This is a genomic window from Streptomyces sp. NPDC028722 (assembly GCF_040637655.1).
In the GTDB taxonomy this organism is placed as follows: domain Bacteria; phylum Actinomycetota; class Actinomycetes; order Streptomycetales; family Streptomycetaceae; genus Streptomyces.
This window is the reverse complement of sequence record NZ_JBEZWU010000005.1, coordinates 193,742-211,452: the sequence shown is the minus strand read 5'-3', so window position 1 is coordinate 211,452 and position 17,711 is coordinate 193,742. Positions and strand designations below refer to the sequence as shown.

Below are 17,711 nucleotides of genomic sequence, written 5' to 3'. Positions count from 1 at the left end.
CCCTCCCCGTCCTCGGGGGAGGGGCTTTCGCCCTGTACGGTCGTACCCGGAACGACTCCAGGGGGGAGTGGTGGCTAGCACCCGGGGCGCGGGGGAAGAGGACGGACATGTCGCGAGTACCAGGGTGGCTGGGCCGGCTCGGAGCCGGCCTCACCGAGATGAGCGAGCGCCTCGACGAACGCCGCGCGGAGGTGGAGAAGGACGGCACCGGGTCCGCCCGGCGCAGGCGGGCCGAGGTGCCCGCCGAGGAGCCGGTCCCGGCCCCGCGCCGGCCCGTGGCTCCGTCGGGCCCGCGTCCCGACCCGGCGCAGGCCGTGCCCTGGGGGGTGCGGGTCGCCGCCGAGGCCGGCTGGCGGCTGCTGGTGCTGGCCGGCACCCTGTGGGTGCTGATGCGGGTCATCAGCGCCATCCAGCTGGTGGTGTTCGCCTTCGTCATCGCCCTGCTGGTCACCGCGCTGCTCCAGCCCACGGTCGCCCGGCTCAGACGCCGCGGGGTGCCGCGCGGCCCGGCCACCGCGATGACCGCCGTCGCCGGCTTCGTCGTGATCGGCCTGATGGGCTGGTTCGTGACCTGGCAGGTGATGGAGAACATCGACACGCTCTCCACCCAGATACAGAGCGGCATCGACGACCTGCGCAACTGGCTGCTGAAGAGCCCGTTCCACGTCACCGACAAGCAGATCAACCAGATCGCCAAGAACCTCCGTGAGGCGATCGGCGCCAACGCCGACCAGATCACGTCCGCGGGCCTAGAGGGCGTCCAGGTCATCGTGGAGGCCCTCACCGGCATACTGCTGGTGTTCTTCTCGACGCTGTTCCTGCTCTACGACGGCGAGCGCATCTGGCAGTGGTTCCTGAAGCTGGTGCCCTCCGCCGCCCGTCCGGGTGTGGCCGGCGCCGGTCCGCGCGCCTGGCGCACCCTGACCGCCTACGTCCGCGGCACGGTCCTGGTCGCCCTCATCGACGCCGTCTTCATCGGCATCGGCATCTACTTCCTCAACGTGCCGATGGCCGTTCCGCTGGCCGTCTTCATCTTCCTGTTCTCCTTCATCCCGCTGGTGGGCGCGGTGGCCTCCGGTGCGCTCGCGGTGATCGTGGCGCTGGTGACGCAGGGTGTCTTCGCCGCCGTCATGACTCTCGCCGTGGTCCTCGCGGTCCAGCAGATCGAGGGACACGTCCTCCAGCCGTTCATCCTCGGCCGCGCGGTCCGTGTCCATCCGCTGGCGGTCGTGCTGACCGTGGCGGCCGGTGGCATGGTGGCCGGCATCGGCGGTGCCGTGGTGGCCGTACCGCTGGTGGCGGTGACGAACACGGTGGTCGGATACCTGCGGACCTACGCCCAGGAGGTCCAGGACGGTCCGGCGTCCGAGGACCAGCCGGCCGAGTCCGCCGGGTCCGCCGAGCCCGCCGGGTCCGCCGAGCCCGGCGGGGAGTCCGGCGACGGGACGGCCGAGGTCTCCCCCGAGGACATCCCCCTCGAAGACGCGCAGAACCCCGCCCACCGAGGGTGAGCGGGGTTCCGGTGAGCGGCTGTCCTACTCGGACAGCACCGCTTCCGCGTCGAGGGTGACGCCGACGGCCTGCACCACGGAGGCGATCTTGAACGCCTCCTGGACGGTCTCGCGCTCCACGCCGGCCTTGCGCAGCACCTGCTCGTGAGAGTCCAGGCACATGCCACAGCCGTTGATCGCGGAGACCGCGAAGGACCACAGCTCGAAGTCGACCTTCTCCACGCCCGGGTTGCCGATGACGTTCATCCGCAGGCCCGCGCGCAGGGTGCCGTACTCGTGGTCGGACAGCAGGTGCCGGGTGCGGTAGAAGACGTTGTTCATCGCCATCACCGCGGCGGCGGCCTTGGCGGCCGTGTACGCCTCGGGCGACAGGTTGGCCTTCGCCTCGGGCTCCAGCTCACGCAGCACGATCGGGGAGCGGGAGGCGATGGCGGTGGCCAGCACCGTGCCCCACAGCTGCTGCGCGGGCAGCTCGGAGTTGCCGATGACCGAGCCCAGGTTGAGCTTCAGGTCCTTGGCGTAGTCCGGTACCCGGGACTTCAGGGAGTCGAGCGACATGGGTCACTCACCAGCCAGCAGCGCGACCGGGTCAAGGGTCTCCTCGCCCTTGCTCCAGTTGCACGGGCACAGCTCGTCGGTCTGGAGGGCGTCCAGGACCCGCAGGACCTCCTTGGGGTTACGCCCCACGGAGCCGGCGGTGACCATCGTGAACTGGATCTCGTGGTTCGGGTCGACGATGAAGACGGCACGCTGCGCGAAGCCGTCCTCGCCCTCGATGCCCAGCGCGCGCATCAGCTCGTGCTTGGAGTCGGCCATCATCGGGAACGGCAGGTCGGTCAGGTCCGGGTGGTCCTTGCGCCACGCGTGGTGGACGAACTCGGAGTCACCGGAGAAGCCGAGGATCTGGGTGTCGCGGTCGGCGAACTCGTCGTTCAGCTTCCCGAACGCGGCGATCTCGGTGGGGCACACGAACGTGAAGTCCTTGGGCCACGCGAAGACGACCAGCCACTTGCCCTCGTAGGACTTGTGGTGGATCTGCTCGAACTCCTGACCCTTCTCCAGCGAGACGCAGGAGGTCAGTTCGAACTCGGGGAACTTGTCACCGACAGTGAGCACACGCTCTCCTTGCAGCGAAGGAACTTCCCTTTTGGGGTCGTTTCCCATGGGTTGGACGTGATTGATGTTGGCACAGGGTGCATTGATTAGGGAAATAGCTACACTCGGTCGTGTTGATCGGAGGCGGCTATCAGTGACCATCAGTAACGGAACCAAGCGGCGGCAGCCCAGCCTGGCGCAGCTGCGGGCCTTCGCCGCCGTGGCGGAGCACCTGCACTTCCGGGACGCCGCGGCGGCCATCGGGATGAGCCAGCCCGCCCTGTCCGGCGCGGTCTCGGCGCTGGAGGAGACCCTCGGTGTGACCCTCCTCGAGCGTACGACCCGCAAGGTGCTGCTCTCGCCCGCGGGGGAGCGGCTGGCCGTACGGGCCAGAGCGGTGCTGGACGCGGTCGGGGCGCTGCTGGAGGAGGCCGAGGCGGTCCGGGCGCCCTTCACGGGCGTGCTGCGGCTCGGGGTGATCCCCACGGTCGCGCCGTACCTGCTGCCGGCCGTGCTGCGGCTCGTCCACGAACGCTACCCGCACCTCGACCTCCAGGTGCACGAGGAGCAGACCGCCAGCCTGGTCGACGGCCTGCATTCCGGCCGGCTCGACCTGCTGCTGCTGGCCGTGCCCCTCGGTGTCCCCGGGGTCGTCGAACTGCCCCTTTTCGACGAGGACTTCGTGCTCGTCACCCCGCTCGACCACGCGCTCGGCGGCCGGGAAGGCATCCCGCGCGAGGCACTGAGGGAGCTGAACCTGCTGCTCCTGGACGAGGGCCACTGCCTGCGCGACCAGGCCCTGGACATCTGCCGGGAGGCCGGCCGCGCGGACGCGCCGGTCACCACCACGGCCGCCGGACTGTCCACGCTGGTCCAGCTGGTGGCGGGCGGCCTGGGCTGCACCCTGCTGCCGCGCACCGCGCAGAAACTGGAGACCACCCGCAGCAGCCAGCTGCTGACCGGCTACTTCGCCGAACCCGCCCCCAGCCGCCGCGTCGCCTTCGCGATGCGGGCCGGCGCGGCCCGCGCCGCCGAGTACGAGGAGCTGGCCGCGGCCCTGCGCGAGGCGCTGCGCGCCCTGCCGGTGCGAGTCGTGGACGACGACGCCTGAGACACGGAAGGGCTCCTTCCCGGGGGAACGATCCCCCGGGAAGGAGCCCTGACGCGGTCCGGTGCGCCTACTCCGTCCGCAGCCCCTCCGGCCGCATCAGCCGTGCCAGCGGCGGCAGGCTCAGCAGAGTGACCGTGAGGACCACGGCCGCGCCGACACCGGTCATCGACAGCACGCTCGCCCAGTCGACCGACACCGGGGTGTCCGTCATCCTCAGCAGCACCGCGCCGAGACCCAGGCCCACCCCCGCGGCCAGCAGCAGGCCCAGCGTGATGGGCACCGCCGTCTGCCACAGCACCGACAGGCCCAGCGTGCGGCGCCGGGTGCCGAAGGCGACCAGCGACGACAGCAGCTTGCGCCGCTCGCGCAACTGCTCCAGCTGGGAGACCAGCAGGCTGGCCCCGATCAGCGCCAGCACCCCGGCCGCGCCGATGAACAGGCCGGTGCGCAGCGAGGTGTACTTCCGGGACTGCTGGGTCGAGGACCACTGCCACGCGTTGGCCAGGGGGTCCACCCGCGCGGCCGTGTTGCGCGCGTACTCCTCCGCGTCCGGCACCGACGGGTCGGTACGGATGTATACCTGGCTGTACAGCGTCGGGGTGGCCGCGGCGGGCAGGGCGGAGGGGGTGGCCAGCAGGCCCCCGACGCCGGTGTTCAGAGCGTCCTTGCGGACGGTGACCTGCGGCAGTCCGGCCGGCACCCTCCAGGGGATCTCGCGTCCGGGATCGGCGTCCGAGTAGGTGGGGTCGAGGAAGCCGCGCCCGCCCGACCGGCGCAGGGCGCGCAGGCCTTCGTCGCCGTTGCCGCCGTGCACGCTGAACAGGTCGCCGTCCCGGCAGGACGGCAGATGGGCCAGCTCGCGCAGCGCCGCGCAGTCGCCGACGGTGACAACCGTGGTGTCCTGGGGGTCGCGGCGCCGGTCGCCGAGCCCGCCGGTGGAGATCGCCACCGCCGCCCTGACGCCCTTGGTCCGCGCCAACTCCCGCCCGGCGACCCGCACCGGCGTCCGGCCGGAGAGGTCGACCTCCATCTGCACCCGCCCGGGGTCGCGGCCGGTCTCCTTCGTGTACTGGCCGTCCACGCCCGCGAACAGCATCTGGAGGGCGATCGCCCCGGCCACCGCCACGGCGATGCCGTTGACCATCCGGGCCGCCGAGCCGCTGCTCACCTGGAGCCGCCGGACGGCCAGCTGCCAGGACACCGAGCCCGGGCCGAGCCGGGCCACGACCGCCTCCACCAGCCAGGGCAGCAGCGCGGTCACGCCGACGAGGAGCAGCATCACCCCGCCGACGACCAGGTACTGGTTGAAGTCGCCGTGGGAGCGGCCGTTCCCGATCATCGGGTACAGCATCGCCAGGCCCGCCAGCGGCAGCAGCAGCCGCCACCACAGGCGCCGCCGGGCCGGCCTGGCCGCCCGCACCACGCCGAGCGGTTCGACGACCACCCCGCGCATCGCCAGCAGCGTCACCAGCACCGCGGACGCCGGGACCGCGACCGCCACCAGCGCGACCAGCGCGGGCGAGGGGTTCAGGTAGCTCGGGAAGAAGCTCTCGCCCAGCACCTCGACGGAGCCCGCCACCTGACGTCCGATCAGGAAGAACACCGTACCGACGACCAGTCCGAGCAGTGCTCCGGCCAGCGCCTCGCCGGCCGCGATCCGGCGGGTCATCCGGCTGTCGGAGCCCACCAGCCGCAGCGCGGCCAGCCGGCGGTCGCGCCGTTCGCCGCCGAACCGTACGGCCGCGGCGATGAACACGGCGACCGGCATCAGCAGCACCACGAACACGACCAGCATCAGCAGGATGAGCACCGGGTCGGCCCGCTCGGTCGTCGGGTGCGGGTCCCCGAACGCGGTCAGCCGCTGCACCTGCGAACTGTTCGGCTTCACCGCCAGGCCCTTCGCGCCGGCGTAGTAGGCCAGTTCGTGCGACCCGATCAGGCCGGGCTCGGTGATCGTGCCGGTGATCCGGTACGGGATCCGCTCCCGCAGCAGCTTCGCCCCGTCCGAGGCGAGCAGCTCCTTCAGCGCGGGGGAGGCGGCCATCTCACCCTTCGCCGGGAAGTGGTCCACCCCCGGCGGCAGCGGCGCCCGGGGGCCCTCGGCCTCCAGCAGCCGGCCCCGGATGTCCTTCGTTCGCCACTTGGTGTCGGTGGTGGCGACCAGGACGGTGTGCTCGCTCCTGGGCGGTACGGCCGCGTTGTAGGTGAGGTCCTGGCGGGCCTGCTCGCGCTGGTGGCGCACGGTCAGCACGTTCGGCAGCGCGGTCGTCAGCAGCAGCAGGGCCACGCCCAGGCCGACGCCGACCGCCGTCAGGAGCATCCGGACCCATCCCTCGCGCCCGCCGGTGCAGGCGAACCGGATACCCATGCCGAGGTCCCGGGCCCACTGCCGCACGTTCATACGGCGCGCTCCATGTCGCGTGACTTCCCGTCGCGTACGACGATCTCCCGGTCGGAGTAGGCGGCCACCCGGGCCTCGTGCGTGACCAGCACGACGGCCGCGTTGGTGGAGCGGGCGGCGTCGGTCAGCAGTTCCATGACGCGCTCGCCGTTCAGGGAGTCCAGCGCGCCGGTCGGCTCGTCGGCGAACAGCACCCGCGGCTGGGTGACCAGCGCCCGCGCGACCGCGACCCGCTGGCCCTGGCCGCCGGAGACCTCGCCGGGCCGCTTGCCCCCGAGGTCGTCGACCTCCAGGCGTTCCATCCAGGTCAGCGCGGCCCGCTCGGCGGCCTTGCGGGGGGTGCCGTTCAGGCGCAGCGGCAGCGCCACGTTCTCCACGCAGGTCAGTTCGGGCACGAGCTGGCCGAACTGGAAGACGAAGCCGAACTCGCTGCGGCGCAGCGCGCTGCGCCGGGCGTCGCTCAGGCCGGCCAGTTCACGGCCGTCGTAGGTGATGGAGCCGGAGTCGGGCGGCACGATGCCGGCGAGGCAGTGCAGCAGCGTCGACTTGCCGGACCCGGACGGGCCCATCACGGCGACGACCTCGCCGGGGTGGATGGAGAATTCGGCGCCGTCGAGCGCGACCGTGGGGCCGTAGGACTTGCGCAGGTTCTCGGCGGCGAGCAGGGAGCCGGGCGGCGGGGTCATCGGGCCACCTCCTCACGGAGCTTGTCCAGGCGTGCCGCGGTCAGCTCCAGCCAGCGCAGGTCGGCCTCCAGGTGGAACAGGGCGTGGTCGCAGATCAGCTGGTCGGCGAGGTCGCCCCGGCGCTTGCGGTCGGTCAGGATCCGCATGCTGCGCAGGTGCTCGGCGCGCTGGGTGTCGAGGACGGTGGAGGCGTCCCGGTGGGTGAGGAGGGCGAGGACGACCTTGGTGTAGAGGGTCGACTGGAGGTATTCCTCCGGCTTCTCCGGGGTGGCGAGCCAGTGCTCCACGTCGGTGACGCCGGCGTCGGTGACGGCGTACCGCTTGCGCTCGGGCCCGCCGCCCGCCTCGATCCCGTCGACTTCCACGAGGCCGTGCTTCAGCAGCCGCGACATCGTGGAGTAGACCTGGCCGTAGTGCAGCGGCCGGTCGTGACCGAACTTCTCGTCGAAGGCCCGCTTGAGGTCGTAACCATGGCGCGGGCCGGACTCCAGGAGTCCTAGGAGGGTGTGACCGATGGACATGTGGAGCACTGTACACACGGTGTATACGCGGGATGTATACACCGCGTGGACAGCTCGTGGCAGGCGGTACGGGGCCGCAGGTGGGGGGCGATTGTCACGGTTCTGACACAGGCGGCCGGCCCCGGCGGGGCAGCGGCCCGGTGTCCTTGGGCAGCCGCCCCGCGTCGGCCAGCGCCTGGCGCAGCAGGAACTCGATCTGCGCGTTGGCCGACCGCAGCTCGTCCCCGGCCCACCGGGCCAGCGCCTCGTACACCGACGGGTCCAGCCGCAGCAGCACCTGCTTGCGCTGTCGCGGCCGGCGCTTCGGGGTCTCCGGCGTCTCGGGGGAGTCCGGGGAGTCCGGGGGGTCCGGGGCCGTCCGGTCCGTCACTGGTAGAGCGTTCCGGTGTTGAGGACGGGCTGCGGGGCGCGGTCGCCGCACAGCACCACCATCAGGTTCGACACCATCGCCGCCTTCCGCTCGTCGTCCAGCTCCACGATGTCCGCCTCCGCGATCCGGGCCAGCGCCGCCTCGACCATGCCCACCGCGCCGTCGACGATCTGCCGCCGGGCCGCGACGACCGCTCCCGCCTGCTGCCGCTGGAGCATCGCCGAGGCGATCTCGGGGGCGTACGCGAGATGCGTGAAGCGCGACTCGATGACCCTCACCCCGGCCGCCTCCACCCGCGCCTGGAGCTCGACGGCCAGCTTCTCGGTGATCTCCTCGGCGTTGCCGCGCAGCGACAGGCCGTCCTCCTCGTGGGCGTCGTAGGGGTACTCGATCGCGATGTGCCGCACGGCCGTCTCGGTCTGCGTGGCGACGAACTCGGCGAAGTCGTCCACCTCGAAGGTGGCCTGCGCGGTGTCCTGGACCTTCCAGACCACGACCGCGGCCAGCTCGATCGGGTTGCCGTAGGCGTCGTTGACCTTCAGGACCGCCGTCTCGTGATTGCGCACCCGGGTGGAGATGCGGGTGCGGGAGGTGAAGGGGTTCACCCAGCGCAGGCCGTCCTGCCGGATCGTGCCCCGGTAGCGCCCGAAGAGCTGGACGACCCGGGCCTGGCCCGGCGCCACCGTGTTCAGGCCGCGCATCGCGACGAGGGCCGCCAGCAGGACGAGGACGCCGGCGGTGATCAGGCCGCCGCGGGTGCCGGGGGAGGAGGTCGCTCCGGAGGCGGCGAACAGGGCGACCGCGGCGCCGAGGCCGAGCAGCCCGAACAGCAGGGCGAGCCCGCCGCCGATGCTGTGGGCGGCGAACTCCCGCACCTTCGGGGCGGGCATCTCGGGGATGTCGGCGGTGGCGGCCGGCTCGGATATGGACACAGGGGACCCCCGGTTCTGGTGCGGCCGGGCACGGTGTGCGCCCAGACCTCTATCTAAGTGATAGCACTTTAAGTCGCCAGGCAACCCTGCACCACCCATTTGTCGTCGGTTCCTTGGGAGTGGGTGCTGATTGTCACGTCCGTAAAAGAACGGATCAGACGCCCTTTGTCATATAGAGGGGTGTTAGCTTTCGGAGCTGACCCCGAGACGGAAGCGAGCGTAGGGACCCATGGGACGAGCGGAAGAGAGACGAGCGCGACAGGGCGGCCACCGCGCGGCGCCCCGGCGCCGCCCCACGCCCGGCCCCACGCCCACCGACTCGACCCGCATCGGGCCCGCCCCCGGCGGCAAGCCCGCCCGGGGCCTCATACGCCGGATATTCACCTGGAAGAAGATCCTCGGGACCTTCTTCGGCATGTGCCTGCTGGTGATCGCGGGCTTCATCGGGCTCTACCTGTACGTGGACATCCCGGCCGGCAACGCCGCCGCCCAGCAGCAGAGCAACGTCTACAAGTTCAGTGACGGCACGGTCCTCGCCCGCGACGGACACGTCAACCGCGAGATCGTCAGCCTCGCCAAGGTGCCCCGCAAGGTCCAGCTCACCTTCGTCGCCGCCGAGAACAAGAGCTTCTACCACGACTCCGGCGTCGACTTCCGAGGCACCGCCCGCGCCCTGGTCAACACGCTCTCGGGCAAGGGCAGGCAGGGTGGTTCCACGATCACCCAGCAGTACGTCAAGAACTACTACCTCAACCAGGACCAGACCGCCACGCGCAAGCTGAAGGAACTGGTCATCGCGCTGAAGGTGGACCGCGAGAAGTCCAAGGACGACATCCTCGCCGGCTACATCAACACCAGCTACTACGGCCGCAACGCCTACGGCATCCAGGCCGCCGCCCAGGCCTACTACCGCGTGGACGCCCAGGACCTCACCGTCGAGCAGGGCGCCTACCTCGCCGCGCTGCTCCAGGCCCCGAGCCAGTACGACTGGGCGGTCGCCACACCCACCGGCAAGCGGCTGGTCACCGCGCGCTGGAACTACGTCCTGGACAACATGGTCGAGGAGGGCTGGCTGCCCAAGGCCAAGCGCGCCGCCCTGCACTTCCCCGTGCCGAAGGAACCCAAGGGCGCCCCCGGCCTCGGCGGACAGAAGGGCTACCTCGTCGAGCTGGCCAACCAGCAGCTGGAGCAGCAGCTCATGACGCAGCAGGGACTCACCCCGTCCCAGGCGGAGAACGCGGTCGTCCACAAGGGCTGGACCATCACCCTCAACGTCGACCGCAAGAGGCAGGCCGCGCTGGAGAGGGCCGTCAAGACCCAGCTCACCGGCAAGCTCGACAAGAAGAAGCGCAAGGTCGACGGCGCCATCCAGGCCGGCGCGGTCTCCGTCGACCCCGGGACGGGCAGGATCGTCGCGCTGTACGGCGGCAGGAACTACTACGACCACTACTTCGACAACGCCACCCGCCGGGACTACCAGCCCGCCTCGACGTTCAAGCCGGTCATCCTCGCCGCGGCCCTGGACGGCGCCGCCACCACGCAGGACGGCACGCGGATCAACGCCGACACCCTCTACGACGGCACCAGCCGCCGCCCGGTCGTGGACCACGGCTCCCGCGTCGGCTTCGCCCCGCCCAACGAGGACGACGTCAGTTACGGCAAGATCACCGTCCAGCAGGCCATGAACAAGTCCGTCAACTCCGTCTTCGCGCAGATGGGTGTGGACGTGGGCATGGAGAAGGTCATGAGCACGGCCGGCAGGCTCGGCATGGACACCAAGGGCATGCAGGCGGTGCCCGCACAGACCCTGGGCTCGATGGGCGCCAGCCCGGTGGAGATGGCCGGCATCTACGCCACCTTCGCCAACCACGGCCACAAGGTGACGCCGACGATCATCAAGGCGGCCGAGAACAGGGGCCGTCCGGTCCGGATACCGGACCCGCTCGGCGGCCCGGTGATCAGCCGTACGGCCGCCGACACGGTCACCTCGGTGCTCACCGGCGTGGTGGACGACGGCACGGCCAAGCGGTCCGTGGCGGACAACCCGCTGCGCGACGGCCAGGAGGTGGCGGGCAAGACCGGCACCTCCGACGAGAACAAGTCGGCCTGGTTCACCGGCTACACCCCGGACCTGGTCACCTCGGTCGGCTTGTTCGGCGAGGACCCGAAGACCCGGGCCCATGTGTCGATGACGGGCGCGACCGGCCTGCTCCCGGCGCCTGGCCGGATCAACGGCGGCGGCTACCCGGCGCAGATCTGGGCCGCCTACACCTTCGGCGTGACGGACAGGGCCACGTTCGACCTGGAGACCACCCAGGGCGCGGCCGTCGAGCCGACCCCGACGACGCCGACATGGACGCCCACCACCCCGACCCGGACGCCGTCGCAGACGCCGAGCAGCGCGCCCCCGACATCCTCGACGCCGTCGCACAGCCCGTCGCAGACGCCGTCCACGACCCCGTCGCAGACGCCGTCCGAGACCCCGAGCCGGACGCCGACGAGCCGGCCACCGACCACCCCCACCACACAGGACCCGCTCGACCCCGCCCCCGACGCCGGTCTCGGCGGATAGCGGCGCGGGACACGCGACGGCGAAGGGCGCCCGGAACTCTCCGGGCGCCCTTCGCCGTCAGCGGCGTCCGCGGGGCCTCAGCCCCGGTTCAGCTCGAACCACACCACCTTGCCGGTGCTCAGCCGGGTCGCACCCCAGCGCCGGGCCAGCCGGTTGACCAGGTACAGACCGCGCCCGTCCTCGTCCGTGGCCCGTGCCTGCCTCAGCCGCGGCAGCTGCGGCACGTCGTCGCCGACCTCGCAGCGCAGCACGTCCGTGCGCAGCAGCCGCAGGGTCACCGGCCGGGACGCGTACCGTACGGCGTTCGTCACGACCTCGCTGACCAGCAGCTCCACCGAGTCCGTCAGGTCCTCCAGGTCCCAGCGGGACAGCGCGCGCCGGGCCAGCCGGCGGGCCTGCCCGGGGGCGGAGTCCTCCGGCTGCAACGTCCAGTACGCGACATCGCTCGGCGCGATCCCGTCGAAGCGGGCGGCGAGCAGCGCGATGTCGTCGTCCCGGTCGCCCGGGCCGAGCATGTCCAGCACCTCGTCGCACAGCGCCTCAAGCGGCGGCGGATGGTCCGGGCCGGTCAGCTGCGCGGTCGCGGCCAGCTTCTCCCGCAGCTGCTCTATGCCGGTCCACACGTCCCGCAGCCGGGACTCCACCAGCCCGTCGGTGTACAGCAGCAGGGTCGCGCCCGCCGGCGCGTCCAGCTCGACCGCCTCGAAGTCCACCCCGCCGACACCGATCGGCGCGCCCGGCGGCACCCGCAGCACCTCGGCGCGCCCGCCCAGGTGCAGCAGCACGGGCGGCGGATGACCGGCGTTGGCGATGGTGATGCGGTGCGTGACCGGGTCGTATACCGCGTACAGGCAGGTCGCCATGCGGTCGGTGCCCAGCCGCTGCGCCTGCTCGTCCAGGTGGTGCAGCACCTCTTGCGGGGGCAGGTCCAGCCCGGCCAGCGTCTGCGCGGTCGTGCGCAGCTGGCCCATGATGGCCGCCGAGGTCATGGAGTGCCCCATCACGTCGCCGACGACCAGCGCGACCCGGCTGCCGGGCAGCGGGATCGCGTCGTACCAGTCGCCGCCGACCCGCGCGGTCTCCGCCGCCGGCAGATACCGGGAGGCCAGCCGGACACCGGTCGGGCGGGGCAGGGTCTCGGGCAGCATGGTGCGCTGGAGCTCGTCGGCGATGTACGCCTCACGGCCGTACAGCACCGCCTTGTCGATGCCGAGCGCGCTGTGGGTGGCCAGCTGCGCGGCCACCAACAGGTCGTCCGCCTCGAACGCCGGCCGGTCCGGGCGGCGCAGGAACAGGGCCGCCCCGATCACCCGGCGCCGGCCGCGCAGCGGCGCCAGGATCGCGCGCTGCCCGCCCGGCACAACCGCCTCGCCGCCCTCACCGAGCAGTTCCGGCAGCGCGGCCCGGGCGGCGGGCGCGTCCGCGAACACCGGGCGCACCCCGCGCAGCACCTCGTTCAGCGCGCCGCCCGGCCGCACCTCGCACAGCTCGGTGGTCAGCGACGACAGCTCCGCCAGCGCGGTCGGCTCCGGCTCCGGATCGAACGCGGGCGGCAGCAGCGCCCCTTCGGTGTCGCGCTCCTCCGGGATCCGGTCGGTGCGGCGCAGCCGCAGCACCACCGGGCCCGTGGGCCGCTCGTCACCGACCGGCAGCGGGTCGCGCAGATAGACCAGGATGGCGTCGGAGAACGTCGGCACGGTGGCCCGGCACAGGCCCATCACGATCTCGTCCAGGTCGAGTCCGCGGGCGATCCGCCGGGTGGCGGCGCCCACGAACCGCAGCCGGTCCCCGTCCCGCCGCATCGGCATCGGCCGCCCCGGCGGCAGCCCCCGTCCGGTACGGCGCTCCTCACCGGCCGGCGTCCGTTCCTGCTCGGCGCCGGGCTGCGCCGGGATGGCCTCCGGCGCGGGCCGCGGGCGATGGGCGCCGGGCTCGGCGGTGGCGGGCTGGGAGTGCTCGGGGCCGTTGACTGGGGGCTCCTTCCCCTTGCCGTCCTGTCCCTTGCCGCGGGGCGTGGCCGTGCCCGCGGCGGACGGCGTTCCGTCGGCCCGGGTCTGCACCGGTAACGCCGGGGCGCCGAGGGGCTCCGGGGAACGCAGGAGTGCCCCGCGGCGCTCCGCGGGGTCGACGCCCGGCTGGGGGCGTTCGAAGGAGGTGGGCTGCTCCGTCACGCGTGTCGCATCCATCCGTCCGGGGCCAAGGGCAGTTGGACCCGCCGAAATTCCGATACCCGCAATACGTGCCCCAGGAACGGAATTCCCGCGTGGTCGGGGGTGGTACCTGTGCCGGCGGCGAGGTCTGCGCGGCCCGCGGCGGTGTCGCCGCAGGTCCTCGCGGTGGTGCCGTGGTGCCCCTCGCTCACGTCCTGCCGCCCCTCGGTGACGTTCGGTCAAGCCCGGCGATCGTTCCGGGAATTGGTGTGGTGCGCCCTTGCGGAGGACGATCCTACGTTTCTTGCCGGGGGGCGCATCAAGGGTCTCATGAGGACACGTGCGCAGGCGTACGGTCCCAGTCCTCGGGGAGAGAAGGTACCGTCCAGGACGGGTCCGGGCGCCAGTGCTCCCAGCCGTCCGAGAACGGCGCCCCCCAGGCGCGGATCACCTCGACCGCCTGCCGGCCGGCCGCCCGCACCCGCTCGGCGGTCTCCGCGTCCATCAGCCCGTCGCGCTGGGCCTGCGCGAACTCGTCCTCGTCCCGCCAGTGCCAACCGCGGTCCGGGTGCACGGAGATGTCCAGGAAGTGGTCCTCGGAGTCCACCCCGTGCGCCCAGCGGGCCAGCGGCTGCTCCAGGTTCACGTACCAGTTCTTGAACCGCCAGCCCGGATCCCAGAACAGCCACACCGACCACGGCCGGCCGGGCTGGGCCAGCTTGAGCACGCCCGTGCCGAACCAGCGGTCCCGCTGGACCGTACGCGGCTTGGTGTAGCGGGACTCCAGCGGCTCCAGGTGCACGGGCGTACCGTCCGCCAGGACCGGCTTCACGCACTCGGTGCCGGGAGCCAGCCACACCGCGAGGAGTTCCGCGTCATCCCGTACGACGGTGACGGGCCGGGCGATGTGGACGTGTTCCCCGGCGTTCTCCCGGTACCGCCACAGGATCTGTGTCCCGGGTGTCCAGTACGCCGCAGGTTCCGCCGCCGCTCGTGTCATCGCTCCGTCGTCCGCCATGGACAGATATTAGGTGCCCCGCTCATGCGATGCTGCGGCGCACGTCACGGTGGTACGGCCGTGGCCGGAAAGGTGCGCCCGCGGTCAGGGGCGCGTCATCCGCAGCACGTCCAGCGCCTCGTCGAGCTGCTCCAGGGTGAGGTCGCCGCGCTCCACGTACCCGCCCTCCAGGACGACTTCGCGGATCGTCCTGCGTTCGGCGAGGGACTTCTTGGCGACCTTCGCGGCCTCCTCGTAGCCGATGTACTTGTTCAGCGGGGTCACCACGGACGGCGAGGACTCGGCGTACTCGCGGGTGCGTTCGCGGTCCGCGGTGATGCCGTCGACCGTCCGGTCGGCCAGCAGCCGCGAGGCGTTGGCGAGCAGCCGGATCGACTCCAGGACGTTCTTGGCGATGACCGGGAGCATCACGTTCAGCTCGAAGTTGCCGGCGGCCCCGGCGGTGGTGATGGTGACGTCGTTGCCGATGACCTGCGCGGCCACCATCAGCACGGCCTCGGGGACGACCGGGTTGACCTTCCCCGGCATGATCGAGGAGCCGGGCTGGAGGTCGGGCAGCCGGATCTCGGCGAGACCGGTGCGCGGCCCGGACGACATCCAGCGCAGATCGTTGGCGATCTTCGTCAGACCGACCGCGATGGTCCGCAGCTGCCCGCTGGTCTCGACGACCCCGTCCCGGGCACCCTGCGCCTCGAAGTGGTCGCGGGCCTCGGTCAGCGGCAGCCCGGTGACCCGCGCGACCTCCTCGATGACCGCGGCGGAGAAGCCGGGCGGGGTGTTGATGCCGGTGCCGACCGCCGTGCCGCCCAGCGGCAGTTCCGCCAGCCGGGGCAGCGAGGCGCGCAGCCGCTCGACGCCGTACCGCACCTGGGCCGCGTAACCGCCGAACTCCTGACCGAGCGTCACCGGCGTCGCGTCCATGAGGTGGGTGCGGCCCGACTTCACCACGTCGGCGTACTCCCCGGACTTGCGCTCCAGGGACGCGGCGAGGTGCTCCAGGGCCGGGATCAGGTCATGGGTGACGGCCGAGGTCGCCGCGATGTGCAGGGAGGACGGGAAGACGTCGTTGGACGACTGCGAGGCGTTGACGTGGTCGTTGGGGTGCACGTCCCGGCCGAGCCGCTCGCTCGCCAGCGTCGCGACGACCTCGTTGGTGTTCATGTTGGACGAGGTCCCCGAGCCCGTCTGGAAGACGTCCACCGGGAAATGCTCGTCCCACCGGCCGTCGGCGACCTCCCCGGCCGCCTCCTGGATCGCCTCCGCGACCTCCTTGTCCAGCACACCCAGCTCGGCGTTCACCTTCGCCGCCGCCGCCTTGATGCGGGCCAATGCCTCGATGTGCGCCCGCTCGATGCGCTGCCCGGAGACGGGGAAGTTCTCGACGGCACGCTGGGTCTGTGCCCGCCACTTGGCATGGGCCGGTACCCGGACCTCACCCATCGAGTCGTGCTCGGTCCGGTACTGCGGCTCTTCGCTCGTCATCGTCCTACCTCCGCACACGTGAGCAGCTGACGCGGAACCCGTATTCCCCGCCGGCCCCCACGAGTACACCCCGCCGGCGGCGACCGCTCCGCGAGACGCCGTACGGGACGCGGGGAGCCCCCGGCCGGCGGCCGGGGGCTCCCGTCACACGTCGCGTCACCGGGTCAGCCGAGGCCGGGCCCGCGCACCGGGATGGACGTGAAGGTCGGCTGCGGCGCCGGGTCCTGGAAGAAGTCGTTGCCCTTGTCGTCCACCACGACGAACGCCGGGAAGTCCTCGACCTCGATCTTCCAGACGGCCTCCATGCCCAGCTCCTCGTACTCCAGGACCTCGACCTTCTTGATGCAGTCCTGGGCGAGGCGGGCGGCGGGGCCGCCGATGGAGCCGAGGTAGAAGCCGCCGTGCGTGTGGCAGGCGTCGGTGACCTGCTTGCTGCGGTTGCCCTTGGCGAGCATCACCTTCGAGCCGCCCGCCGCCTGGAACTGCTCGACGTAGGAGTCCATGCGGCCGGCCGTCGTCGGGCCGAAGGAACCGGAGGCGTAGCCCTCGGGGGTCTTCGCCGGGCCCGCGTAGTACACCGGGTGGTCCTTCAGGTACTGCGGCATCTCCTCGCCCGCGTCCAGCCGCTCCTTGATCTTGGCGTGCGCGATGTCGCGGGCCACGACCAGCGGGCCGGTCAGGGACAGCCGGGTCTTCACCGGGTACTTGGACAGCTCGGCGAGGACCGTGTCCATCGGCTGGTTCAGGTCGATCCGCACGACGTCGCCGGCCTCGTCGAGGTGCTCGTCCGTCGTCTCCGGCAGGAAGCGCGCCGGGTCGGTCTCCAGCTGCTCCAGGAAGACGCCCTCGGCGGTGATCTTCGCGACGGCCTGGCGGTCGGCCGAGCAGGAGACGGCGATCGCGACCGGGCAGGACGCGCCGTGGCGGGGCAGGCGGACCACCCGCACGTCGTGGCAGAAGTACTTGCCGCCGAACTGCGCGCCGATGCCGATCCTCTGGGTCAGCTCGAAGACCTTCTCCTCCAGCTCCTTGTCCCGGAAGCCGTGGCCGAGCGGTGAGCCCTCGGTGGGCGCGTTGTCCAGGTAGTGCGCGGAGGCGTACTTCGCGGTCTTCAGCGCGTACTCGGCGCTGGTGCCGCCGACGACGATCGCCAGGTGGTACGGCGGGCAGGCGGCCGTACCGAGCGAACGGATCTTCTCCTCCAGGAACTTCATCATGGAGGCCTCGTTCAGGACGGCCTTCGTCTCCTGGTACAGGAAGGACTTGTTGGCCGAGCCGCCGCCCTTCGCCATGAACAGGAACTTGTAGGCGCCGCCGTCCGTCGCGTACAGCTCGATCTGGGCGGGCAGGTTGGAGCCGGTGTTCTTCTCCTCCCACATGGTGAGCGGAGCCATCTGCGAGTAGCGCAGGTTCAGCTTGGTGTAGGCGTCGTAGATGCCGTGCGAGAGGTGCTTCTCGTCCTCGCCCCGGGTGAGGACGTTCTGCCCGCGCTTGCCCATGACGATCGCCGTGCCGGTGTCCTGGCACATCGGCAGCACGCCGGCCGCCGCGATGTTCGCGTTCTTCAGCAGGTCCAGCGCCACGAACTTGTCGTTGCCCGACGCCTCGGGGTCGTCGATGATGCGGCGCAGCTGCGCGAGGTGGGCCGGGCGCAGGTAGTGCTGGATGTCGTGGATCGCCTCCTCGGCCAGCTTGCGCAGCGCCTGCGGCTCCACCGTGAGGAACGTCCGCCCGTCGGGCCCCTCCACCGTGGAGACGCCCTCGGACGTCACCAGCCGGTACGGAGTGGTGTCCTCTCCTTGCGGGAGCAGATCGGTGTACGCGAACTCAGGCATCTCTCAGCCCATTCCTCACTCTGACGG

General features: G+C 71.7%; 14 protein-coding genes. 3 read left to right on the top strand and 11 right to left on the bottom strand.

The annotated features are described in order from the left end of the window. Positions 1-107: 107 nt before the first annotated feature. Complete coding sequence (locus AB0F03_RS10615) at positions 108-1,511, top strand: AI-2E family transporter (RefSeq protein ID WP_361988665.1); 1,404 nt, start codon at positions 108-110, stop codon at positions 1,509-1,511. A 24-nt stretch (positions 1,512-1,535) separates the two neighbouring features. Here the strand turns inward: AB0F03_RS10615 and AB0F03_RS10610 are convergent, their stop codons facing one another. Both AB0F03_RS10610 and AB0F03_RS10605 read right to left on the bottom strand, forming a co-directional pair. After that, positions 1,536-2,069 carry an alkyl hydroperoxide reductase gene (locus tag AB0F03_RS10610; protein ID WP_356818321.1) on the bottom strand — a complete coding sequence of 178 codons (534 nt, stop codon included), beginning with the start codon at positions 2,067-2,069 and terminating at the stop codon, positions 1,536-1,538. Positions 2,070-2,072: 3 nt separating this feature from the next. Then, positions 2,073-2,627 carry a peroxiredoxin gene (locus tag AB0F03_RS10605; RefSeq protein ID WP_121787155.1) on the bottom strand — a complete coding sequence of 185 codons (555 nt, stop codon included), beginning with the start codon at positions 2,625-2,627 and terminating at the stop codon, positions 2,073-2,075. A gap of 133 nt (positions 2,628-2,760) precedes the next feature. Between AB0F03_RS10605 and AB0F03_RS10600 the strand changes: the two genes are divergently transcribed. Next, on the top strand, positions 2,761-3,717 hold the full coding sequence (locus AB0F03_RS10600) for a LysR substrate-binding domain-containing protein (protein ID WP_356818319.1): 957 nt from the start codon (positions 2,761-2,763) through the stop codon (positions 3,715-3,717). Between the two features lie 67 nt (positions 3,718-3,784). Here the strand turns inward: AB0F03_RS10600 and AB0F03_RS10595 are convergent, their stop codons facing one another. The 5 genes from AB0F03_RS10595 to AB0F03_RS10575 form a co-directional block, all read right to left on the bottom strand. Next, entirely contained in the window at positions 3,785-6,118 is a 2,334-nt protein-coding gene (locus AB0F03_RS10595; protein WP_361988660.1) for an FtsX-like permease family protein, read from the bottom strand. Continuing rightward, positions 6,115-6,804 carry an ABC transporter ATP-binding protein gene (locus AB0F03_RS10590; protein WP_361988657.1) on the bottom strand — a complete coding sequence of 230 codons (690 nt, stop codon included), beginning with the start codon at positions 6,802-6,804 and terminating at the stop codon, positions 6,115-6,117. Before AB0F03_RS10590 ends, AB0F03_RS10595 begins: the two co-directional genes overlap by 4 nt. After that, on the bottom strand, positions 6,801-7,325 hold the full coding sequence (locus AB0F03_RS10585; protein WP_361988655.1) for a PadR family transcriptional regulator: 525 nt from the start codon (positions 7,323-7,325) through the stop codon (positions 6,801-6,803). Before AB0F03_RS10585 ends, AB0F03_RS10590 begins: the two co-directional genes overlap by 4 nt. A 94-nt stretch (positions 7,326-7,419) precedes the next feature. Continuing rightward, complete coding sequence (locus AB0F03_RS10580) at positions 7,420-7,746, bottom strand: hypothetical protein (protein ID WP_361988652.1); 327 nt, start codon at positions 7,744-7,746, stop codon at positions 7,420-7,422. Then, positions 7,692-8,585 (bottom strand): SPFH domain-containing protein, encoded by an 894-nt coding sequence (locus AB0F03_RS10575; protein ID WP_361989118.1) that lies wholly within the window; start codon positions 8,583-8,585, stop codon positions 7,692-7,694. The genes AB0F03_RS10580 and AB0F03_RS10575 overlap by 55 nt, the downstream gene beginning before the upstream one ends. 271 nt (positions 8,586-8,856) lie before the next feature. Between AB0F03_RS10575 and AB0F03_RS10570 the strand changes: the two genes are divergently transcribed. Next, entirely contained in the window at positions 8,857-11,199 is a 2,343-nt protein-coding gene (locus AB0F03_RS10570) for a transglycosylase domain-containing protein (RefSeq protein WP_361988649.1), read from the top strand. A 77-nt stretch (positions 11,200-11,276) separates the two neighbouring features. Here the strand turns inward: AB0F03_RS10570 and AB0F03_RS10565 are convergent, their stop codons facing one another. From AB0F03_RS10565 to AB0F03_RS10550, 4 genes are all read right to left on the bottom strand, one after another. Then, positions 11,277-13,370, bottom strand: coding sequence for a SpoIIE family protein phosphatase (locus AB0F03_RS10565; protein ID WP_361988646.1), 2,094 nt, complete (start codon positions 13,368-13,370; stop codon positions 11,277-11,279). Between the two features lie 307 nt (positions 13,371-13,677). Further along, positions 13,678-14,367, bottom strand: a complete 690-nt coding sequence (locus AB0F03_RS10560; protein WP_361988643.1) for a DUF402 domain-containing protein — start codon at positions 14,365-14,367, stop codon at positions 13,678-13,680. Positions 14,368-14,451: 84 nt separating this feature from the next. Beyond that, positions 14,452-15,849, bottom strand: coding sequence for a class II fumarate hydratase (locus AB0F03_RS10555; protein WP_361988640.1), 1,398 nt, complete (start codon positions 15,847-15,849; stop codon positions 14,452-14,454). 164 nt (positions 15,850-16,013) lie between these two features. Next, on the bottom strand, positions 16,014-17,684 hold the full coding sequence (locus tag AB0F03_RS10550; protein ID WP_361988637.1) for a fumarate hydratase: 1,671 nt from the start codon (positions 17,682-17,684) through the stop codon (positions 16,014-16,016). Between the last annotated feature and the right edge of the window lie 27 nt (positions 17,685-17,711).